The 18,267-nt window shown below is 69.6% G+C and carries 24 protein-coding genes; 14 read left to right on the plus strand and 10 right to left on the minus strand.

The features are described from left to right. Nucleotides 1-456: 456 nt before the first annotated feature. Together AB0K12_RS23830 and AB0K12_RS23835 are read right to left on the minus strand one after the other, a co-directional pair. On the minus strand, nt 457-777 hold the full coding sequence (locus AB0K12_RS23830) for a hypothetical protein (RefSeq protein WP_364565106.1): 321 nt from the start codon (nt 775-777) through the stop codon (nt 457-459). Between the two features lie 36 nt (nt 778-813). After that, the gene (locus AB0K12_RS23835; RefSeq protein WP_364565108.1) at nt 814-1,362 is read right to left on the minus strand and encodes a hypothetical protein; all 549 of its coding nucleotides are present in this window, start codon (nt 1,360-1,362) and stop codon (nt 814-816) included. Nucleotides 1,363-1,592: 230 nt separating this feature from the next. On the opposite strand from AB0K12_RS23835, the gene AB0K12_RS23840 reads away from it, so the two are divergent. After that, nucleotides 1,593-2,147 (plus strand): RNA polymerase sigma factor, encoded by a 555-nt coding sequence (locus AB0K12_RS23840; RefSeq protein ID WP_364565111.1) that lies wholly within the window; start codon nt 1,593-1,595, stop codon nt 2,145-2,147. Continuing rightward, nucleotides 2,144-2,734 (plus strand): hypothetical protein, encoded by a 591-nt coding sequence (locus AB0K12_RS23845; RefSeq protein ID WP_364565114.1) that lies wholly within the window; start codon nt 2,144-2,146, stop codon nt 2,732-2,734. Before AB0K12_RS23840 ends, AB0K12_RS23845 begins: the two co-directional genes overlap by 4 nt. 208 nt (nt 2,735-2,942) lie before the next feature. Here AB0K12_RS23845 and AB0K12_RS23850 read toward each other — a convergent pair whose 3' ends face one another. Both AB0K12_RS23850 and AB0K12_RS23855 read right to left on the minus strand, forming a co-directional pair. Continuing rightward, the gene (locus AB0K12_RS23850; protein WP_364565116.1) at nt 2,943-3,260 is read right to left on the minus strand and encodes a hypothetical protein; all 318 of its coding nucleotides are present in this window, start codon (nt 3,258-3,260) and stop codon (nt 2,943-2,945) included. A 16-nt stretch (nt 3,261-3,276) separates the two neighbouring features. Then, a complete protein-coding gene (locus AB0K12_RS23855; protein ID WP_364565118.1) occupies nt 3,277-3,648 on the minus strand; it encodes a hypothetical protein in 372 nt (123 codons plus the stop codon). A 329-nt stretch (nt 3,649-3,977) separates the two neighbouring features. Between AB0K12_RS23855 and AB0K12_RS23860 the strand changes: the two genes are divergently transcribed. The 3 genes from AB0K12_RS23860 (at nt 3,978) to AB0K12_RS23870 (ending at nt 5,930) form a co-directional block, all read left to right on the plus strand. Next, nucleotides 3,978-4,328 (plus strand): PadR family transcriptional regulator, encoded by a 351-nt coding sequence (locus AB0K12_RS23860; RefSeq protein ID WP_364565121.1) that lies wholly within the window; start codon nt 3,978-3,980, stop codon nt 4,326-4,328. Continuing rightward, nucleotides 4,325-5,344 carry a hypothetical protein gene (locus tag AB0K12_RS23865; RefSeq protein ID WP_364565124.1) on the plus strand — a complete coding sequence of 340 codons (1,020 nt, stop codon included), beginning with the start codon at nt 4,325-4,327 and terminating at the stop codon, nt 5,342-5,344. Before AB0K12_RS23860 ends, AB0K12_RS23865 begins: the two co-directional genes overlap by 4 nt. A 109-nt stretch (nt 5,345-5,453) precedes the next feature. Next, a complete protein-coding gene (locus AB0K12_RS23870; protein WP_364565126.1) occupies nt 5,454-5,930 on the plus strand; it encodes an SRPBCC family protein in 477 nt (158 codons plus the stop codon). 132 nt (nt 5,931-6,062) lie between these two features. Here the strand turns inward: AB0K12_RS23870 and AB0K12_RS23875 are convergent, their stop codons facing one another. Together AB0K12_RS23875 and AB0K12_RS23880 are read right to left on the minus strand one after the other, a co-directional pair. Then, nucleotides 6,063-7,049: a hypothetical protein gene (locus AB0K12_RS23875; protein WP_364565128.1), complete on the minus strand. Its 987-nt coding sequence runs from the start codon at nt 7,047-7,049 to the stop codon at nt 6,063-6,065. Between the two features lie 4 nt (nt 7,050-7,053). Next, nucleotides 7,054-7,551 carry a SigE family RNA polymerase sigma factor gene (locus AB0K12_RS23880; protein WP_364565130.1) on the minus strand — a complete coding sequence of 166 codons (498 nt, stop codon included), beginning with the start codon at nt 7,549-7,551 and terminating at the stop codon, nt 7,054-7,056. A gap of 167 nt (nt 7,552-7,718) precedes the next feature. Between AB0K12_RS23880 and AB0K12_RS23885 the strand changes: the two genes are divergently transcribed. Continuing rightward, the gene (locus AB0K12_RS23885) at nt 7,719-8,201 is read left to right on the plus strand and encodes a serine protease (protein ID WP_364565133.1); all 483 of its coding nucleotides are present in this window, start codon (nt 7,719-7,721) and stop codon (nt 8,199-8,201) included. A gap of 451 nt (nt 8,202-8,652) precedes the next feature. On the opposite strand, the gene AB0K12_RS23890 is transcribed toward AB0K12_RS23885, so the two are convergent. Further along, nucleotides 8,653-9,252, minus strand: a complete 600-nt coding sequence (locus AB0K12_RS23890; protein ID WP_364565136.1) for a CGNR zinc finger domain-containing protein — start codon at nt 9,250-9,252, stop codon at nt 8,653-8,655. A 60-nt stretch (nt 9,253-9,312) separates the two neighbouring features. Between AB0K12_RS23890 and AB0K12_RS23895 the strand changes: the two genes are divergently transcribed. The 6 genes from AB0K12_RS23895 (at nt 9,313) to AB0K12_RS23920 (ending at nt 13,704) form a co-directional block, all read left to right on the plus strand. After that, a complete protein-coding gene (locus AB0K12_RS23895; protein ID WP_364565139.1) occupies nt 9,313-10,050 on the plus strand; it encodes a metallophosphoesterase in 738 nt (245 codons plus the stop codon). Then, nucleotides 10,047-10,652 carry a LysE family translocator gene (locus AB0K12_RS23900; RefSeq protein ID WP_364565142.1) on the plus strand — a complete coding sequence of 202 codons (606 nt, stop codon included), beginning with the start codon at nt 10,047-10,049 and terminating at the stop codon, nt 10,650-10,652. Before AB0K12_RS23895 ends, AB0K12_RS23900 begins: the two co-directional genes overlap by 4 nt. 79 nt (nt 10,653-10,731) lie before the next feature. Beyond that, nucleotides 10,732-11,793: a class I SAM-dependent methyltransferase gene (locus AB0K12_RS23905; RefSeq protein WP_364565145.1), complete on the plus strand. Its 1,062-nt coding sequence runs from the start codon at nt 10,732-10,734 to the stop codon at nt 11,791-11,793. A gap of 166 nt (nt 11,794-11,959) precedes the next feature. Further along, nucleotides 11,960-12,838, plus strand: coding sequence for a sigma-70 family RNA polymerase sigma factor (locus AB0K12_RS23910; RefSeq protein ID WP_364565148.1), 879 nt, complete (start codon nt 11,960-11,962; stop codon nt 12,836-12,838). A gap of 109 nt (nt 12,839-12,947) precedes the next feature. After that, nucleotides 12,948-13,277 (plus strand): DoxX family protein, encoded by a 330-nt coding sequence (locus AB0K12_RS23915; protein ID WP_364565150.1) that lies wholly within the window; start codon nt 12,948-12,950, stop codon nt 13,275-13,277. A 58-nt stretch (nt 13,278-13,335) separates the two neighbouring features. Then, nucleotides 13,336-13,704, plus strand: a complete 369-nt coding sequence (locus AB0K12_RS23920) for a nuclear transport factor 2 family protein (RefSeq protein ID WP_364565153.1) — start codon at nt 13,336-13,338, stop codon at nt 13,702-13,704. Here the strand turns inward: AB0K12_RS23920 and AB0K12_RS23925 are convergent. Together AB0K12_RS23925 and AB0K12_RS23930 are read right to left on the minus strand one after the other, a co-directional pair. Then, nucleotides 13,682-14,122 (minus strand): hypothetical protein, encoded by a 441-nt coding sequence (locus tag AB0K12_RS23925; protein WP_364565156.1) that lies wholly within the window; start codon nt 14,120-14,122, stop codon nt 13,682-13,684. The two genes, AB0K12_RS23920 and AB0K12_RS23925, sit on opposite strands and share 23 nt — an antisense overlap. Then, nucleotides 14,095-15,048 carry a DUF6461 domain-containing protein gene (locus tag AB0K12_RS23930; RefSeq protein WP_364565158.1) on the minus strand — a complete coding sequence of 318 codons (954 nt, stop codon included), beginning with the start codon at nt 15,046-15,048 and terminating at the stop codon, nt 14,095-14,097. The genes AB0K12_RS23925 and AB0K12_RS23930 overlap by 28 nt, the downstream gene beginning before the upstream one ends. An 83-nt stretch (nt 15,049-15,131) precedes the next feature. Here AB0K12_RS23930 and AB0K12_RS23935 point away from each other — a divergent pair, with 83 nt between their 5' ends. Both AB0K12_RS23935 and AB0K12_RS23940 read left to right on the plus strand, forming a co-directional pair. Continuing rightward, entirely contained in the window at nt 15,132-15,680 is a 549-nt protein-coding gene (locus AB0K12_RS23935; protein ID WP_364565161.1) for a GNAT family N-acetyltransferase, read from the plus strand. Between the two features lie 45 nt (nt 15,681-15,725). Then, nucleotides 15,726-16,166, plus strand: a complete 441-nt coding sequence (locus tag AB0K12_RS23940; protein WP_364565164.1) for a hypothetical protein — start codon at nt 15,726-15,728, stop codon at nt 16,164-16,166. Between the two features lie 39 nt (nt 16,167-16,205). On the opposite strand, the gene AB0K12_RS23945 is transcribed toward AB0K12_RS23940, so the two are convergent. After that, complete coding sequence (locus AB0K12_RS23945) at nt 16,206-18,029, minus strand: rhamnogalacturonan lyase (RefSeq protein WP_364565167.1); 1,824 nt, start codon at nt 18,027-18,029, stop codon at nt 16,206-16,208. Nucleotides 18,030-18,267 lie beyond the last annotated feature (238 nt).

Raw genomic sequence — 18,267 nt, forward strand, 5'->3', positions numbered from 1 at the left:
GCAGGCCGGGACGGGGAGAAGTTGTGGAGGTTTTTGGGAGGTGCGATCTTGTCTGAGATGCGCTCGGATGCGCTGGATGCGCTCGAATAGGCCCACCCTAAGACGCATGATGCGTCCGACCAGCAAAGACGCTGCTTATGCCGGTCGGACGCATCAATACCACACCGTTCGCATCGAAGGGGCCAGGGGTTCGAATCCCCTCATCTCCACCCAGGGCCGTTCTTGAGACGGCTGGACTGAAGTTGACGGGATCCCGTCTGATCTTGATGATCGGGCGGGATATCGTCGTTTCAGGAGTTTCCGAATCGAGTTCGTCCTGGTTTGGGAACTGCGGAACGGGCGTCTGGGAAGGCCCGAGTGGCGTCAGGCCGCTGGTGGAGGACCGAGATCCGGCCGTTGGGCATGGCTAAGCCGACGGTGGGCTGGGCGCTGCGGCGGGGTGGCGGGTTGTGCGGCTTATGGGGTGGGTGGTGGCCTGCTCTGGCCTGCGGGTGGTGTGCCGTCGAAGGTCCCGGCTGGAGTCTGCGGAGTGTCGGCGAGTGTGACGGGCGCGTCTTGGGGCTCGTGGACATGGCGCCACTGATCGAGGAGATGGTCGTTGGCGACCGCGACGAGCAACGCGACCAGGATGGTCTGGGCGACGCGTCCGTGGGCGAGCCGGTTCTTGGGATCGCCGAGATCAAGATCATGTCCCTTGATCCTGCCGTTGAGGCCGCCCTCGGTGTTGGCCCGGACGGACTTGTAGGTTCCGATCCAGGCAGGACTGAGGTAGGCCACGTCCTGGCGAAACTTGTCGAGGTGGCCGGGGTCGTCCTAGCGGACGGTGATGGTGTGCTGGTGGCAGATCCTCGGCAGGTCGCCGGCCTTCAGGTCGGGCTCTGGGGGAAGGACGCGGGGTTTGGCCGCCGGGTGAGCGGCTCGTTGCCGGGTGTCGGTCAGGTCGACCGCGGCGGGCCGGCCGGGTCTGCGCTGGTGGAGGCGGTTGAAGCGGGGGCAGGTGACCGATGGGGAGGTGCCTGCTGCCGGGCATCGCAAGCGGATGGCGCCGCCAGCGTTCGCGTTTTGTTTGAGGCGCAGCAAGTACGGCTCTCGCGCGCTGATGAGCGCGGTGAGTTCTTGCGATGGGGTCCGGATGGCGGCGTCGTCCAGACCGGTGGTGGCCTGAGCGAGCCGGTCGGGCACCAGAGGGCAGGCCAGGCCGCCGTCGATGAGCAGGGTGCCGTGGACGCTGCCCTGCACCCCTCGTTGATTCACTTTGCCGTCGAGTGCGAGTCGGTAGCTGAGTTCGCGTGCGGGTTGGGCGAAGTGGCTGGGTTGCTGGTCGGTGTAGGCGCGGTCGACGACGGCGAACGCTGCGGGCAAGTCGAGGGTGGGCAGGGGCTTGAGGGTAGTGATGGCGTTTTCGCCGATGCGTCTACCCGGCCTGTCCAGGACCAGGCCGAGCGCCAGTTGCGGAAAAGACCCGCGCGCAGCGCTGCCCTAGCGAGCGCTTGCCACCGCTCGTGCGACTCACACGTCGAGGGCGTCGGCTTGTAAGGCTTTGGTCGGTTTCTACCAAGTATGGGTGTAGATCGACGAAGGGAGCATGGCCGGTGCGTCGTAAACAGGCGGAGTTCGCCACAGACTCTGTGGCGTTCGAGGCCTTCTACCGGCGGCACATCGAGGGAGTCACGCGATTCCTGGCCCGCCGGGTCGATGACCCTCATGCGGTCGCGGACCTGGTTGCGGATGTGTTCCTTGCGGTGATGGAGTCCGCTCACAGCTACCGGCCGAGACGGGGCAGCGAGGTCGCGTGGCTGTATGGCGTAGCACGCAACACGCTCTCGGCCGAGCGGCGCCGGGCGTTGCGGGAGTCCCAACTGAGCGACCGCGTAAGCAGGCGGCGGCCACTGGACGGCGACGACATTGCCCGGCTGGAGGAGCGGATCGACGCGGAGCAGCCCGCTCGGCGGGCTTTCCAGGCCATGGCCGACTTGCCTGAGGGGGAACGCGCTGTGTTGGAGTTGGTTGTCCTGGACCAGCTGACAGTTACCGAAGCTGCGAGGTCCCTCGGTATCCGGTCGGGGACCGCCATGGTGCGGCTGCATCGCGCGCGCCGGACGCTCAAGGAAGTGCCCTTCGTCGTCATGGAAGGAAACGGCACATGAGTTTCGAGGAGCAGCTGCTGATGGATCTGAAAGTCGAATTCGCCGCGCGGGACGAACGCCGTCGCCGTACTGTTCGCCGTATTTCCGTGGGAACGGCGGTGGCCGGCCTCGCCGCCGCGGCGGCCATCTCCGTACCGCTGATGACCGGCACGGAGAGCTCGGCGTACGCGGTGAGCAAGAAGGCGGACGGCACGGTGGGGGTCGAGATCCGTGAGTTGAAGGACTCCGACCGGCTGGAGCGGGACCTGCAGGCGGCGGGCGTCAGAGCGGACATCACGTACCTCGCGTCCGGCAAGCAGTGCCAGAAGAACAGAGGAGCGAGCGTCCTGGCCCCGGACGGGCTCGTCACCATGCGGCAGGGCGGGCTGGATATCAAGCCTCGGCTCATCGGCAAGGACAAGACATTGGTGTTGGAGTTCTCCGGCAAACAGGACGATGAGAAGGAGCCTCCCGTAACCGGAAAGGTGTTCTGGAAGATCGCCACGCTCCTGGTCCCCGGCGATGTCGGCCCGTGCGTCGTCATCGACGACCCACAGTGGGACGATGACGGCAGCGACACATCAGGACGGCCGCCTGCGGGGAGCTAGTCGTCCGATACGGCGCCGCCCGCGTTACCGTCCAGTCCGGCAACCACGACCCAGGGCGCAGGCTTGTCCAGAGGCAGCGACGACGAGCCTGTCTTATCGCAGGCCAGTCACACTCGTGAACACCCCACCCAGGGCTGTTCTTGCAACGGCCGAGATCCCGTCCGATCATCGCGATCGGGCGGGATCTCGTCGTTTCGGAGGATTTCGGTCACGAGGCTCGGCTGCGCGGAGCCTGATCAGCCGGCTGCGTCCGGCTCGTGTGGTTGGCGGCATGGGCGGTGAGGGTGTCGATCGCACAGATGAGTCCGAGTCCGAACAGCATGTACCGTGCCGCGTCGAGCATCGAGTCCCCGCCGAGGTTCATCAGCATCCCGGCCACGGCTGTGCCGAACGCGATCGCCAGGCTCGTCACGGTGGCGATGCCCGCCGCGGCCCGCCCGCCCTTCTCCGGATTCTGGGTGCTGGACATCGCCCTCACGGACAGGTGCGGATAGGCGGGGCCGATTCCGGCCCCGGCGGCGAACACACCGGCACCCAGACGATCACCAGCTAGATTGGCGTGTCCGTACGCTGGAGCAGCCCTTGAAGGAGGAGGCAGGCGGCGAGCAGCAGTGGCCCGAGCGCGCGCAGCCGGCGAGGTAGGCGCCGACGTTGCCCCACCGGGTCAGGAACCGGCCGGTGAGCATCGTCGTGACCACCATGGCGACGATGTAGACGGTCATGGTCCAGGCATAGAAGCTCGCTTCGCCTAGCTCGGCCGCCGCGGTCGGCAGCAGGCTTGCGGGCAGGTAGAGGTTGATAGCGCCGACCAGCACCCCGCCGGCCAGCACGATTGCCCGAGATGCTCGCGGCCCCATAGCTCCCGCCAGGCGGGCGGGGATGGAGGGCGGGGTGGCGGGCGGAATGGCGTTCACCGGCTTTCCTCCAGGACGCTCCGCGCTCCTCCACAGATCGAGAGGGAGTTGCGCTCGTCTCCTGGCGGCTGGACGGATGACGGGCCGCCGAACCTTTCGTAGTGGTCAGCACTCATGCGTTCCACGATGTCGTTGAACCGTCGCCGGAAACCTTCGCGCCGTTCACCGCTCGCAGCCAGGACGGCGGGCGGGCAGGCCTCAACGCGTGATCCACCCCTGGACCTCGCTCATCATCGGCAGGGCGCTACTGAGAACCGTTCGCGATGCCTTGCCAGGGCCACATGGTTGAGCCTATATCTTGTGTTACAGGTTATGCTGATGGAATGACTATGACGGAGCCGATGTTCTTGGCCTTGACGGCACTCCTGGACGAGCCGCGGCACGGCTACGGGATCGTGCAGGAAGTGGACCGGCTGTCTGCAGGGACGGTGCAGCTCAAGATCGGTTCCTTGTATGGCGTCCTCGACCGGTTGAGCGCCGACGGCCTGGTGGAACTCGACCACGAAGAGGCGCACTCGGGACGTCTGCGCCGCTACTACCGCATCACCGACGCGGGGGAAGAGGCCCTTGCGGCGGAGCTTGCCAGGCTGAACAGCACCCTCCAGATCGCCGTCGAGCGACTCGGTGCCCGCCGGAGCAGCCTCACCAGCCGGCCGTCGATCGCTGGAGGTTCGGCGTGAGCCTGCTGGAGCGGCGCTACCGCCTCATCCTCAGGATGCTGCCCGCCTCCTACCGGGCCGAGCGTGAGGAGGAAATGGTCGAGGCATTCCTTCAAGGCGCCGGGCAAGATCGCGACGAAGACAACGCGCGGCCGAGCTGGAGAGAGACCGTCTCCATCGCCGCGCTGGCGGTCAGGAGCAGGCTCGGCGGTCTCGGCGCCGCACCCCGCTACCGCGCCGTCGGTGACGCGGTCAGGCTGGTGGCCCTGCTCGGGTTGGGCTACCAGGCTGTGATCGGCTGGATCGACGTGCTCTTCTCGCTACACGCCCTGGGCTACCTGCCGGGACGATCGCCGGTCGTCGCCCCTGGCCGGCAGGTGCCGCAGCTCCTGGCGATGGCGGAGGGCCTGGCCCAGGTCGCCGCCTTCGCCGCGCTCGCGCTCGGCAAGGTGCGGGCAGCCAAGCTCCTGGCCGTGCTGGGCCTGGTGTACGTGCTGGTCATGGTCGGGATCGCTGCCCTCACCTGGCCTCGATCGGTCATCGACTCCGCACCTCACGTCCTGGGCGCCATGGTGCCCGTCCTGGCGCTGCTGACCGCCTACCACGTGGACGCGCCGGTGCGGCGCTCCCTGCCGATGACCGCCCTGCCGCTGGGGCTGACCGTGGCGTACATCGCCATCGCGCTCGCCTTCGCCGACATCACGGGCACGGATGTCGCGCCTGGTCACCCGACAGCGTGGGTTGCCATGTGGATCGATCCGCAGGGCGTGACCGTGGCGGTGCTCCTGATGGCAGGCCTGCTGTGCCTGGTGCGCGACGCCACGCCGGCCTGGCGATTGGGTCTCGCCATCGTCGCGGCGTCGATGGCCGTTGAGCGGTCACCGGTCTTTCTGATCGGTGTCGAAAGGCCCGTACAGTCGCTTGCCATCACTGCGATCGTTCAGTCTGCGGCGTTGTCGACGCTGTGTCTGGCGCTGATCGTTGCGGGGCTGCGTGTCCTGCCCCGTCCGGCTGTTCCCCTTCGAGACGGCAGCTAGCGTCCCGGCGGTCTCGGATACTCCAGGGGCGTGGTGAGCTCGCTCTCTCCCGTGGAGGCGACGGTGACCCTTCGCGGGCCACCGGCCGGGCGGCGGTTAGGATCCGCGCATGTCTCGTTTCGAGGTGGCTTCCCTGGTTCTCGCGCCGCCGCCGGTCGTCTTCGATGCGTCCTTGTCAGTCGAGCTGCACGCCTCTTCCATGCGCGACTCGCGCGAGCAAGCAGTCGCAGGGGTCACCTCCGGACGGCTCTCCCTGGGCGATCGGGTCACGTGGCGAGCGCGGCACTTCGGCCTCACCTGGCACCTGACCTCGACGATCAGCGCCTATGTCCGGCCCTCGTACTTCGTCGACGAACAGGTACGCGGCCCCTTTCGGCATTGGCGCCACGAGCACACCTTCGAATCGGCACACGACGCCGACAGCGGCGTCGAAGCGACCCTCATGAAGGACATCGTCGACTTCGCAGCGCCCGCCGGCCCCTTGGGCACGCTTGCTGAGGCTCTCGTCCTGCGCCGTTACATGACCAAGCTGATCCTGCTGCGTAACGAGCACATCAGGCGGACGACCGAGACCACCATGCAGTGATCGCCTGCTTCCTGCGCGTACGGTGGCGAGCTTCCTTGGCTGAGATCGGGCTTGCCACCGCCGTACCGGCTGAGGACGCTGGTGGCGACCATGCGCCCTCAGCCCGTGACCGCTTGGTGCGATCATGCCCCGTCACATGTCGCCGGCATAAACGGCCACCGTCAGGGTTCCGGGGCGTCGCAGGTATTCGGGGATGGACGTCTCCAGCCGGACCCTGATCGTGGTCGTCTTCCCGCTGAGCAGCCGTTTGCCCAGGTAGAGGAAGCCGTCCCCGCCCGGCGAGGAGCAGTCGATGCCGCCCTTGGTCAGGCGTCCGTTCACCCATACCTTCTGGCTGAGCCGGTCGCCGAGGCCGTCTCCGCAGGAGGTGGCGACGGCCAGGCCGAGGCCCTTGTTCGGCACGGTGACCGTCACCTCGCGGCTGTCGGGCCAGGTGGTGGTGGCCTTGGCGGCCAGGTTGAGCTCTTTCCCGATCTTCGCGGGCGGCTCGGCCGGAGGCGAGGCGGGCTTCACTGTGGACGGCGGCGTCCACTCGTACACGCCGAACCGCCACTCTCCCGGAGCCGTGCGCCCGGGGGAGCCGTTGACGGTGAATGTCACTGTTCGCGTCCCGGCGGGGAAGGGCTGCAGGTCGACTGCTCTGCCGCGCTCGCACGCGTTCATCAGGAAGGGCGCCGGGGACAGCGTGAAGGTCTTGTCCAGGCCGGGCACGTTTGCGATGACCTGCGGTGGCGCCGCTTTGGGAGACGGGCAGTCGGGCAGGATGGCCACCGGCTTGCCGCTCACCTCGACCTCGAAGAGCACCGAGGACTGGCGCGCCGGGTCGAAGGTTGCGGTGGCGAGCCTGCGGTAGACGGTGCCGTCGGACTCCTCGTACCGGCTTGGGAGCTTTTCGGTCACGTTCGCAGTGGTCGGCTGATCCGGCCCGCGCAGGCTGACGACCGTGCCGCCGGCGACGACCGCGACGGCGAACGTGCCGGCGGCGGCGAGGGCCGACAAGCGGCGCCGTCGCGCGACGCGCGTCCTGGCGCGCAGTGAGTGCCAGGGGATCGGGCGGTCGAGGGCGGGGCTGCTGCGTTCGTCGAGCAGGTCGCGGAGTTCTCGCTGGTCGATGGGCATGGCGCTACCCCCTCCTGTCGTACGTGAACGACTTGTCCACCCGAAGCTTGGCCAGCGCCCTGCTCGCCTGGCTCTTGACCGTCCCGACGCTGCAGCCGAGCGTCTCAGCGGTCTGGGCCTCGCTCAGGTCCTCGAAGAACCGGAGCACGATGACGGCCCGCTGCCGGGCCGGCAGACGGCCGAGCGCCTGCCAGACCAGCTCGCGATCGTCGGCCTGTCCCATGTGGTCGGCCGTCTGCGCCTGGTCGGGCGGCGACTCGCTGGTCATCTCGGCCCTTCTCCAGCGCCGCCGCCACCAGGAGACGTGCAGGTTCACCATGATCTTGCGGACGTACGCCTCGCGCTCGTCGCCCAGACGCGGCCAGGCCTGCCACGCCTTCAGCAGTGCCGTCTGCACCAGGTCCTCGGCCGCTCCCCAGTCACGGGCGAGCAGGTAGGCGGTGCGGAGCAGCCGGTGCCACGACGCCTCGACGAACGCGTCGTACTCCGATCCATCCGCCATGTACGGTCCTTCCTCAAGCGACAGTCACCCGTCCTTACGCCGCCGGAGGAACGGAAGGTTGCTCAGGCCCAAGAAGCGGTTGTCTCTGGGAGGATCCTGCAAGATTCACGCTGTCTCGGCGGACCCCATGAGAGGAAGTGGCGAGGCGTGCTGCGCTGGTCATCCCGGTGTCCGTCCGCGTCACGGCTGCTGACGGTGAGGTCTATAAGGGGCGTGTCGTGGCGTTTGATCCTGATATGGACGTCGCTGTTCTCTACGTACCTGATCTGCCTGCGCCTGCACTCTGGCTGGACGTGCCCGGAGGGTCGCTCGGCGATCCACGCTTGCTCAGCTATCCGGTGAGGGCGGAAGGCGTCGTCGCGCAGCCGGTCGAGATCCTCGATCGATCCGAGGGGGAAGGGCAGGACATCTACAAGAGACGTCAGGTCACCAGGATGGTGCTCGAGCTCGCCCTCGACGTGCGCCCGGGTATCAGCGGCGCCCCGCTGCTCGTGGAAGGCGGCACGGCCGCGGGGATGGTCGTCGCCGTGACTCAGCAGGATCCGAAGCGCGGGTACGCGCTGGCCGCCGAGGAGATCCTGCCCATCGCCAAGCGCGCTGCCAAGGCCACGAAGCATGTGTCGACACGTAAGTGCGATGCAGGTCCGTGATGAACGAGGGGCCACCTGACGAAAGTCGGAGGGCAGGCCAGACGGTCGTGTCCTGTGTGCTGCCTGCACGGACCGCCGCGGTGTTCCGTCCGCTCGGCATGACGTCCACCACGACCGTGGACACCACCAGGGAGCTCCCCGATCAGGGCGCGGGCTACAGCCGGGCCTATGGCCGCCTCCTCGAACGCTCACATCCGAAGTGCTTGGTGCATCTCGGTCGCGTCCGTAGATGCCGAGAAACGGCCGTTCGAAGCTGTCGGGAAACGGCCGGCGGCCACGACCCCTGGCGAGCGGGCTCCGCACGATGGGGCCGCCGAAGGGAAAGGGGGAGCGCGATGACCAAGGTGGCGGCACAGATGTCGGTGTCGCTGGACTTCGAGGCGGCCGGTGCACATGGGACGACCGGGGAGCGGCGAAACGATGGCTTGAGGGCGTGACGGATGAGGAGAGCTCAAAGTTCTCCTGTGTGGTGGCGTTGGTAGTGGCGGGCGGCGCGGGCGCGGTTGGCGCAGGAGGGTTTGCACCATTCCTGGCGGCCGTGGGTTTTGACGAAGTAGCGGACGCAGCGGGGTGCGTGGCAGGCGCGCAACTGCTCGCGGTGCGGGCCGCTCAGGAAGTCGATGGTGGCTCGGGCCAGGGCGGCGATCAGGCGGACGTTCCCGTCGGGCTCGGTTGACAGCGCGTCCGTACGCGGAGTGCCGCCTTTCGGCCAGGTCAGTTGCGGGACGATCGCCTCGCGGGCGGCTGCCGCGTTGAGGTGGGTCAGGGCCTGGTCGAGGGGCATCAGGCGGTTGGCGTCGGCGCGGCTGGGAGGGGCGGGGCTGACCGCGTGCGCGAACAGGGCTCGTATAGCGCGGCGCAGCTCGACGAGTTCGCTTCTGAGCTGCTCGTCCACGGTGATGTTCACGGCATCGACCTGCTGGTGGAGCCAGTGGGTCGCGCCCTCCAGGGTTGCCAGGTCGTCGGCGACGCCGCCGTTGCCGTCGTGGCGGATCGTGCTCGCCAGTTCCAGGGCCGGCCAGCGCTCCACTCGAACCTCCCGGTTGCTCATGCCGTCCTTTGTAGCTTATGGTCCCTAACGCTAAATGCGAATTTAACCGTTAGGAGCCTGATGAGACTGCTGCTGGCCCAGATCAGCGACCTGCACCTCGACGGCAGCGACAGGGCGACCCGGCGCGCCACCCAGGTCATGGACTATCTGCGGGCGCTGCCTCGCCCGGTCGACGCCGTGCTGGTCACCGGGGACATCGCCGACCATGGCGAGGAGGCCGAGTACGAGGAGGCCGCCCGCATCCTGGACGCGCCCTTCCCCGTGCTCACGTGTCCCGGCAATCACGACGTCCGGGCGGCGTACCGGAAGGCGCTGCTGGGTCGGCCGCCCGCCGACGGGCCCGTCAACGAGGTGCACCGCATCGGCGGCGTCGCCATCCTGATGTGCGACGCCACCATCCCCGGCCGCGACGAGGGCCGGCTGGACGCCGAGACGCTCGCCTGGATGCACGACGTCCTCGACCCTGACACGCCCGCGCTGATCGCCTTCCACCAGCCGCCCGTCGTGCTGCATCACCCGTTGCCCGACTCGGGCCGGCTGGAGTCGCCCGGCGACCTCGCCGCGCTGCTCGACGCCCATCCGCAGGTCGTCGGCGTGCTCACCGGTCACGCGCACACCGCGGCCGCGTCCGCGTTCGGAGGACGTCCGCTGGTCGTCGGGCCGGCCGTCACCTGGACGTTGCGCCTGCCCTGGGAGGGTGACGGGCCCGCCGACCGCGAGCAGCCGCCCGGGCTCGCGTTTCACATCCTGGACGACGACCTCCGCCTCACCACGCACTACCGCGTCGTGTTGCCGTGATCCATCCGTACGCGGTCGCCGGGTTCCTCCTGGCGATCCTGCCGATCATCGCCACGCCGGGTGCCAGCCTGACCCTGCTGATCCAGCACGTCACGACCGGCGGCCGCCGTCAGGCCGTACCCGTCGTCCTCGGCACGATCAGCGGCCTGTGCGCGCACGCGGCCCTCGCCGTCGCCGGGCTGTCGGCGCTCGTCATGCACTCCAGCCAGGCCTTCACCGTGGTCAAGCTCGCCGGTGCCGCCTATCTCATCGGCCTCGGGCTGTGGACCTGGCGTTCCCGGCCTCCCGCACCGGATGATCCGCCGAAGCGCACCGGTTCCGTCTACACCCAGGCCCTGCTCGCGAACGTGCTCAACCCCAAGGCGGCCTCCATCTACCTGACGCTGGTGCCGCAGTTCCTTGCGCCCGGACGTCCCCTCGGCGGGCAGATCTTCGCCCTGGCCGGCGCCCATGCTCTGCTGATGGTCGTGTGGCTGATGGGGTGGACGGTGCTGCTGCATCGAGGGGCGGGCATCCTGCGTAGGGCCCGGCTCCGGCGCGTGATGGGCAAGGTGACGGCGGTGGTGCTCATCGTGCTCGGGGTTCGGGCGGCCACGACTTAGGGGAGTAGAACGTTCGGTCTTGACCGAAGGTGAAGATTGGGGCTAGCCTCCTCCACCGAGGCATACATGGGGGATCAGGATGAACGACGAGCTTGGTGCCGTACAGGCCGCCTTGGGGGCCCGCGCGCGGCTGCTGCAGTGGGCGGACGGCGGGCTGGTGGTCGATCTGCTGCGTGCGGCGTCCGGAGAGGGGTGGCTGGACCTGCTGACCACGCCGACGACCGTCGAGGCGCTGGCCGAGGCCGGTGGGGTGTCCGCCGAGCGGGCGCGACGGGTGGTCGAGGTGTTCGTGGCCGCGGGGGTCGTACGTGCTGGGGAGGGGCCTGCTTACGTCCTCACCGAGGAGTTCGCGGCGCTGAACGGGGCTCCCGCCGGCGTGCGGCTGGACGACGCGATCGACATGATCGCGGCGGCTCGCGGCCGGGTGCGTTCGGCGGTCTCGCCGGACGTGCGGCGGACCTGGGAGCAGGACGCGCTGGTCGTCGCCCGTAACTGGGGCATGCTGCCGACCGCCGCCACGCGGGCGATCTTCTCGATGGCGTACGACGCGGTGCCCGCGTACCGCGACCGGCTGGCCGCGGGCGGTCCGCTGCTCGACATCGGCAGCGGCATCGGGGGAGCGCTGCTGACCACGCTGACGATGTTCCCTGAGCTGCGGGCGGTCGGGGTCGAGCGGGCCGAGGACGTGGTCAAGGAGCTGCGGGAGCGGGCCGAGGCGGCCGGCGTGACGTCCCGCCTGGAGATCCGGTGCGCCGACGCCCGGGAGATCGACGACGAGGCGGCGTACGAGGTGGCGTACTGGGCGCAGGCGTTCTTCCCGGACGACGCCCGCGCGGTCACCCTCGCCACCGCGCGGCGCGCGCTGGTCCCCGGCGGCCTGCTCCTGGTGCAGGAGCTGGCGCCCCCGGCACAGGACGCTCCGGAGGCCCGCCTGCACTCCGCCCTGGACGCGCTCGTCGCCGACTCCCGGGGCGTGCCGCCCGTCCGTACGGCGGAGGAACTCGCCGCGGAGCTGCGAAACGGCGGCTTCGAGGACGTCCAGGTGACGACGACGCCCATTGGCCGCCTCGTCCTGGGCCGGCGCGTGCTTGACCAGGGCCCATGGGCCGGGCCAGGGCGCCGCAGGAGAGGAAGCGCCTGAGCTTTCGGAAGGTCGTGGTGCTGCCCGTGGCCTTCTCGGCCGTCGTGCTCCTGGTGGTGGCTGCGCTGCGCTTACAGTACGCCCGCCACAACGGCACCACCGGCACGTAGCCTCGCCTCCGGCGCTTGCGAGGATGAGTGTGCTCACCTCGCCTGACGGAGGAAACATGGACGGACAGCAGTGGCTGGCGGAGCGGTTCGCCGAGCATCGGGGGCATCTGCGCGCAGTGGCGTACCGGATGCTCGGCTCGCTCAGCGAGGCCGACGACGCGTTGCAGGAGGCGTGGCTGCGGGCCGGCCGCGCCCACACCGCGGAGGTGCAGAACCTCGCGGGCTGGCTGACCACCATCGTGGCCCGGGTGTGCCTGAACATGCTGCGCTCCCGCGCCCACCGCCAGGAGGAGCCGCTGGACATGCAGGCGGCCGACCCGCTGCTCGGCCCGGCGGCGGTGGGAAACCCCGAGGCCGAGGTGGAGATGGCCGACTCGGTGGGGGTGGCGCTGCTGGTGGTGCTCGACACGCTGAGCCCGGCCGAGCGGGTGGCGTTCGTGCTGCACGATCTGTTCGCGGTGCCGTTCGAGGAGATCGCCCCCTTGCTGGAACGCTCACCCGAGGCGACCCGGCAACTGGCCAGCCGGGCGCGTCGCCGGGTCAAGGGGGCGCCCGCGCCGCACCGTGAGCCGGGCCGGACGCGGGAGATCGTCGAGGCGTTCCTGTCGGCGACGCGGGGCCAGGACTTGCGGGCGCTGATCACATTGCTGCACCCCGAGGTCGTCCTGCGGGCGGACGCGGCCGTCATGCTCACCGCCGCGCCCGTCACCGTCCAGGGGGCCGAGGCCGTCGCCAAGGGCGCGATGGCCGCCATGCAGCGGGCCAGGTTCACCGGTCTCGCGCTGCTCGACGGCGCGGTCGGCCTGGTCATGGCGCCGCAGGGCCGGCTGCGGGTGGCGCTCACCTTCACCATCGACGACGGGCTCATCACCGCCGTCGACGTCGTCGCCGAGCCCGAGCGGCTCGGCCTGCTCGACGTCGCGGTGCTCGACTGATCGTGTGACGTACATCACTCCCGCCGCCGGTCACATCACCGTCCGGCGGCGGGTCAGGGCGGTGACGGGCGCTACCGGCCCGGCGTCATTCGAGAGCAAGGAGCATCCGATGGTTCCGCAGATCGTCACCGTTCTGGCCGCCGCGTGGGTGGGTTTCTCCGCGTACGCGATCCTCACCCGCGCCGCGTGGGTCGTCGAACCGCTGCGGACGTACGGGGTGCCCGCCTCGTGGTGGCCCTGGCTGGGCGCGGCCAAGGCCGCGGGGGCGGCGGGGCTGCTGGCCGGCCTGGCCGTGCCGGTGATCGGCGTGCTGGCCGGGATCGGGCTGGTGGTGTACTTCCTCGGGGCCGTCGTCACCGTGCTGCGCGCCCGGTCGTACAAGACCGTCGTCTTCCCGATCCTGTACCTCGTTCCCGTGGCCGTCACCCTCATGATCTGAGGAGGATGTCGAGAACGCTCCGGCCGCTCCGACTCGCCTACGGAGAAAAGGAGCAGCCATGTCACGCAACATCGAGACCGTCAACACCTACCTGGACGGTTTCCGTAAGAACGACCACGAGCAGATCCTGTCCTGCCTGACCGACGACATCGAGTGGACCGTCTTCGGCGCCTTCCACCTGACCGGCAAGGACGCCTACGACCAGGCCATCGACGGCCCGCCCGAGTTCGTCAACCCGCCGCACCTGGAGGTCGTGCGGATGGTCGAGCAGGGTGACGTGGTCATGGCGGAGCTCACCGGACGGGTGCGGCGCGCGGCCGGCGGTGAGATGCGGATGTCGATGGCGGAGGTGTTCGTCATGCGGGACGGGAAGATCGCCGAGCGCCGCGCCTGGGTCATCGAGCTCAAGGAGAACGAGCACCGCTGAGCACGCCGGCGCCCCGCACCTCCATGTCACCCGCCGGCGTGAAGGGGGTGACGCCGAAGGTGGCGGCGATGCGCGGGGCCAGATCGAAGGCGTCCTCCGTCCCCTGCGACCGTTCGCAGCGCCGAAATCGGCTGGCGGACGATGCTTGGGAGCGGGCAGCATGGCCGTTGATGGACGAACGGCGGCTGATCCGCGTTTCCAAATATCTGGCCCGGCACCTGCGCCACGACCCGGGCCGCATCGTGATCCTGTCGCCTTCGATCGTGTAGCGGCGCGTGTCGTTGGCCGCGACGACCTCCCGCAGCTCCTCTGGCGTGATCGGGAAGCCGTGCGCGGCGGCGGCCCGCAGCAGCTCCCTGCCGCCGTCCTGTCTCAGGTTCCCCTCCTGAGCTATTCCTCGTCGGGGAGCGTCACCCACATGCCGGCCTCCTCGGTCAGCGAGCGGGCGTCGGACGGCAGCAGGCCCGCTCCCGCGTAGCAGTAGGCCACGGCCGCGCCCTGGTAGAGGCAGGTCCTGAGGATCTCCTCGGCGGAGTCGTCCGCCGAGACGCTGCCGCCGCCCGGGTGGGTGTCCCAGGCGACGGTCTCGCCGTCGCGGATGACGATGCCCTGGTTGCCGCTCTTGGGGTTGGCGAACAGGCCGTAGCAGACCGTGCCGGCCGACAGGGGCTCCATGACGTGCGGGTCGGCGGCGCGGTAGCCCCACGGCTGGACGACCACGCAGCCGCCGGGCACGTCGGTGATGCCGATGAGGTCGTCGTACTCCCCCGACCACATGTCCTCCATGGCCTCCTCGATGTCGACGTCGTCGGCCGGCACGGCACCGAGCCTCCTGGCGGCCTCGGCGGCGGTGACGCCGGCCACGCAGGCGACGCTGTAGCCGTCGTCGTCGAAGCACTCGACGGTGTCGATCAGCTGCCGCGACGCCGCGACGGCGGCCTGCTCGTCGTCGGTCAGGCCGGCCTCGCCGTCGCGCGGCGCGAACAGGTCAGGAGTGGGCGTGGCCAGGCTGAGGCGGCCGGGTGACCAGCCGTTCATCATCGGCCGCCACGGGTCGGCTCCGGCGGCGGCCAGGGCGCGGGCGTTGTCGGGGCGGTGGTGGAAGACGGCCGTCCATAAGGCCGTGCGGCCCTCGTGCAGCGCGTCGACGTCGGTGACCCGGCGGGCCAGCTCGGCCACCACCTCGGGCGAGCCGTGCTCGGCCGCCTCGTGGAGGGGGCATCCGAAGGGGAACACGCCCGCATCGGGGTCGGCGCCCGCGTCGAGGCGGGCGCGGATGGCGGGGAGGTTCGTCCAGCTGTCGTAGGTGATGCCGGACCAGTCTGATGCGCCGGTGGCGGCCATGATGCTCCTTGGGGGGTGTACGGACGTCGCAGGAGGCCGATCATGGCGTACGGGACCGACAGAATCGACGACGGGAGAAGCTCGTGCGTGACTCCTTGATCAGGGCGGGACGGCTGACGTTACGGCCGTTCACGACCGACGACATCGCCTGGGTCTATGAGGTGTCGCAGGACTCCGACCTGCGGCGATGGGTCGAGCTGCCGTCCCCCTACCGGTGGGAGAACGCCGCGTACTTCGTGGAGCACCTCGCCATCGAGGGGCGGGAGAGCGGGCAGCGGATGGAGTTCCTGGCGGAGGACGACGGGGTCAGGTCCGGCCGGGTGGGGGTGTGGCTGGGGACGAACGGGATCGCCGAGGTCGGCTACTGGGTGGACCCGCGGGCACGCGGGCGCGGAGTCGCGACCGCCTCGGTGCGGGCCGCGTGCGAATGGGCCTTCGCGACGTTCGGCCTGGAGATCATCGAATGGCGGTGCGAGGTCGGCAACACGGCGTCGCGGCGGGTCGCGGAAAAGGCCGGGTTCGTGGTGGAGGGGACGCTGCGCAGGCGGCTCTTCCACCGGGGGAGGCGGGTCGACGCCTGGGTGGGCTCCATGACGCGGGACGAGCTGGGTGACGGCTTCGCATCGAGCTGATCTCCGTCATGGTCGCCGCGCATCACGACATGTCACCATGCGGAAATGGACGGCTTATCCATGACCGAGGGCCGACGCCTCCTGCTCGGCGCTCTGGCCGGATTCACCCTGACGGCCCTGCTCGCGGTGGGCGTGGTGCTGATGGTTCGCCTCTTCCCCGACTCCCGGTACTGCGGCGAGTACTTCGGCTGTCTGGGGCTGCTCGTGGAGTCGTTGCGGACAGGCCGCTGGGCCATGACCCTGCTCGCCTGGCCGCTGCTGCGCCTCCTGGGCTTCCGCCCGGCCTGGCCGACCGCCGTGCTCGGCCTGTTGCTGCTGATGGCGCTCTGGGCGCTCGGGCGCTTCTCCTTCGAGGTGTACGCGCTCAGCGGCGTCATCGCGTACGCGGTCGCCGCCTGGGCCTCCGCCCCCGGCCGCCTCCGCCTGTGGGTGGCGACCGCCCTGTCCTCCCTCACCATCTGGGCCGTCATGCTGCTCCTGGCGTGAGGGAGGTGGCACCGGACCTGGCCGGTGCCACCCCTCTGGTCAGCGGACGTAGATGTCGGGGCGGGGGGCGGTGGGCATGCGGTCGCCGAGGAAGAAGCTCGTGTGCGGGGGCTGGTTGTACGCGGTGTTCTGCCAGGCCACCGAGACGCGGTAGAGCGGGTCGTGCATCAGCGTGTAGATGCGCCGGTCCGTGGGCGTGGGGGTGGAGTAGATGCGCAGGGCGCGGTTGTCGCTGGTGGGCCAGATGACCTCTTCGCGCCAGTCGCCCAGGATGTCGCCCGACAGGGACGGGGTGGCCTTGGTGCCGTTGTTGGAGTGGACGCCTGAGGCGGTCAGGAGGCGGGTGTCGCCGTCCGTGCCGTACTTGTCGATGCGGGTCTGGTCGAGCAGCTCCCTGACGGGGTCGGCGTCCCACCAGACGAGGAAGTTGATCGAGGAGGGCTTGCGGCCGGCGTTGTTGCCGGTGACGCTGCGCAGGTTCGAGTCGGCGGCCGACCAGAACTCGCTCGCGACCCTGACCGTGGAGATGTCGCCCGCGACGCCGCGGCCGTTGTCAGAACCGGACGGAGAGGACCAGAGGATCTGGCCGTTGCGGGGATCGATGTAGAGCGAGCCGGGCTGTGAGGTGGACTCGCTGACCTTGAAGTATTCGAGGCCGGACCTGGCGGGGTCGAAGTCGCCGAGGTGCTGGGCGTCGCCGTGGCCGGTGCGGGTGGACCACAGGCCGGCGCCGTTGTCGTCCACGGCCATGGCGCCGTAGACGATCTCGTCGCGGCCGTCCTGGTCGACGTCGCCGACGGACAGGCTGTGGCTGCCCTGGCCGGCGTACTGGGAGCCGGCGTTGTTGCTGTCGAACGTCCAGCGCTTGGTGAGGGAGCCGTTGCGGAAGTCCCAGGCGGCGATGACGCTGCGGGTGTAGTAGCCGCGCGCCATGATCAGGGACGGGCGGGAGCCGTCCAGGTACGCCGTCCCTGCCAGGAAGCGGTCCACCCTGTTGCCGTAGTTGTCGCCCCAGGAGGAGACGGTGCCGCGGGGCGGGTCGTAGTTCACGGTGGACGTCGCGGCGCCGGTCTGGCCGTTGAACATCGTCAGGTACTCGGGGCCGGACAACACATAGCCGCTGGAGTTGCGGTGGTCGGCGCCGGCGTTGCCGATCACCGTGCCGCGGCCGTCCCTGGTGCCGTCGGCGGTCTTCATGGCGACCTCGGCCGTGCCGTCGCCGTCGTAGTCGTAGACCTGGAACTGCGTGTAGTGCGCGCCGGCGCGGATGTTGCGGCCCAGGTCGATGCGCCACAGGCGGGTGCCGTCGAGGCGGTACGCGTCCACGAGGACGTTGCCGGTGTAGCCGGACTGGGAGTTGTCCTTGGCGTTGGACGGGTCCCACTTGAGGACGATCTCGTACCGGCCGTCGCCGTCGAGGTCGCCCACCGAGGCGTCGTTCGCGCTGTAGGAGTAGGAGACGCCGTCGGGGGTGGTGCCGCCGGACGGCGGCTGGATGGGGACGTCCAGGTAGGAGCCGCCGGTGAAGCGGAGCGAGGCGGGGGAGGCGGCCTGCTCGCTGCCGCCGACGACGGCCCGCACGGTGTACGAGGCGTCGCCGGCCGCGCCGTTGTCGAGGAAGTTGGTGCCGCCGCTCAGGCCGGAGGCGATCCGGGTGGAGCCGCGGTAGAGGTTGAACGTGACGCCGTCGGGGTCGGTGCCGAGCAGCCGCCAGGAGACGAGGTTGCCCGACCCGGAGCGTACGCTGATCAGCCCCCGGTCCAGGTCCTCCATCTGCTTGGCGGGAGCGGCGTGGGCGGGGGCGGCGACGGCGGTGGAGGTCAGTGCTAGGACGGCGGCCGCGGCGGCCAGGCTCAAGCGCATGCTGGAGTCCTTTGCAGCTCGGGGTAAGCGCTTTCCCAATGGGCGAGAAGAAACTTTCATGCGGCGGTACGGCGGCGTGGTAGCGCTAACACACTGGCGCCGACGATCTCAGGGGTTCGCTGACCTGGGGAGACGTTCACAGCTGCTCCTCTTCTGTCAGGGTGACGGGCGGGGTGGAGCCCGCGCGTATTAAAGCCATCAGCCGCCCCCGTCTCAACCCCTGTCCGCAAGTTCGCGA

The sequence above is a fragment of the Nonomuraea sp. NPDC049419 genome, from assembly GCF_040676995.1.
GTDB lineage: Bacteria > Actinomycetota > Actinomycetes > Streptosporangiales > Streptosporangiaceae > Nonomuraea > Nonomuraea salmonea.

Coding starts and splice junctions, on each gene's coding strand:
- AB0K12_RS23845 (WP_364565114.1), top strand. CDS start 2,144: ATGAGTTTCGAGGAGCAGCTGCTGATGGATCTGAAAGTCGAATTCGCC.
- AB0K12_RS23860 (WP_364565121.1), top strand. CDS start 3,978: ATGACGGAGCCGATGTTCTTGGCCTTGACGGCACTCCTGGACGAGCCG.
- AB0K12_RS23870 (WP_364565126.1), top strand. CDS start 5,454: ATGTCTCGTTTCGAGGTGGCTTCCCTGGTTCTCGCGCCGCCGCCGGTC.
- AB0K12_RS23875 (WP_364565128.1), bottom strand. CDS start 7,049: ATGCCCATCGACCAGCGAGAACTCCGCGACCTGCTCGACGAACGCAGC.
- AB0K12_RS23880 (WP_364565130.1), bottom strand. CDS start 7,551: ATGGCGGATGGATCGGAGTACGACGCGTTCGTCGAGGCGTCGTGGCAC.
- AB0K12_RS23890 (WP_364565136.1), bottom strand. CDS start 9,252: ATGAGCAACCGGGAGGTTCGAGTGGAGCGCTGGCCGGCCCTGGAACTG.
- AB0K12_RS23895 (WP_364565139.1), top strand. CDS start 9,313: ATGAGACTGCTGCTGGCCCAGATCAGCGACCTGCACCTCGACGGCAGC.
- AB0K12_RS23905 (WP_364565145.1), top strand. CDS start 10,732: ATGAACGACGAGCTTGGTGCCGTACAGGCCGCCTTGGGGGCCCGCGCG.
- AB0K12_RS23910 (WP_364565148.1), top strand. CDS start 11,960: ATGGACGGACAGCAGTGGCTGGCGGAGCGGTTCGCCGAGCATCGGGGG.
- AB0K12_RS23915 (WP_364565150.1), top strand. CDS start 12,948: ATGGTTCCGCAGATCGTCACCGTTCTGGCCGCCGCGTGGGTGGGTTTC.
- AB0K12_RS23920 (WP_364565153.1), top strand. CDS start 13,336: ATGTCACGCAACATCGAGACCGTCAACACCTACCTGGACGGTTTCCGT.
- AB0K12_RS23930 (WP_364565158.1), bottom strand. CDS start 15,048: ATGGCCGCCACCGGCGCATCAGACTGGTCCGGCATCACCTACGACAGC.
- AB0K12_RS23940 (WP_364565164.1), top strand. CDS start 15,726: ATGGACGGCTTATCCATGACCGAGGGCCGACGCCTCCTGCTCGGCGCT.
- AB0K12_RS23945 (WP_364565167.1), bottom strand. CDS start 18,029: ATGCGCTTGAGCCTGGCCGCCGCGGCCGCCGTCCTAGCACTGACCTCC.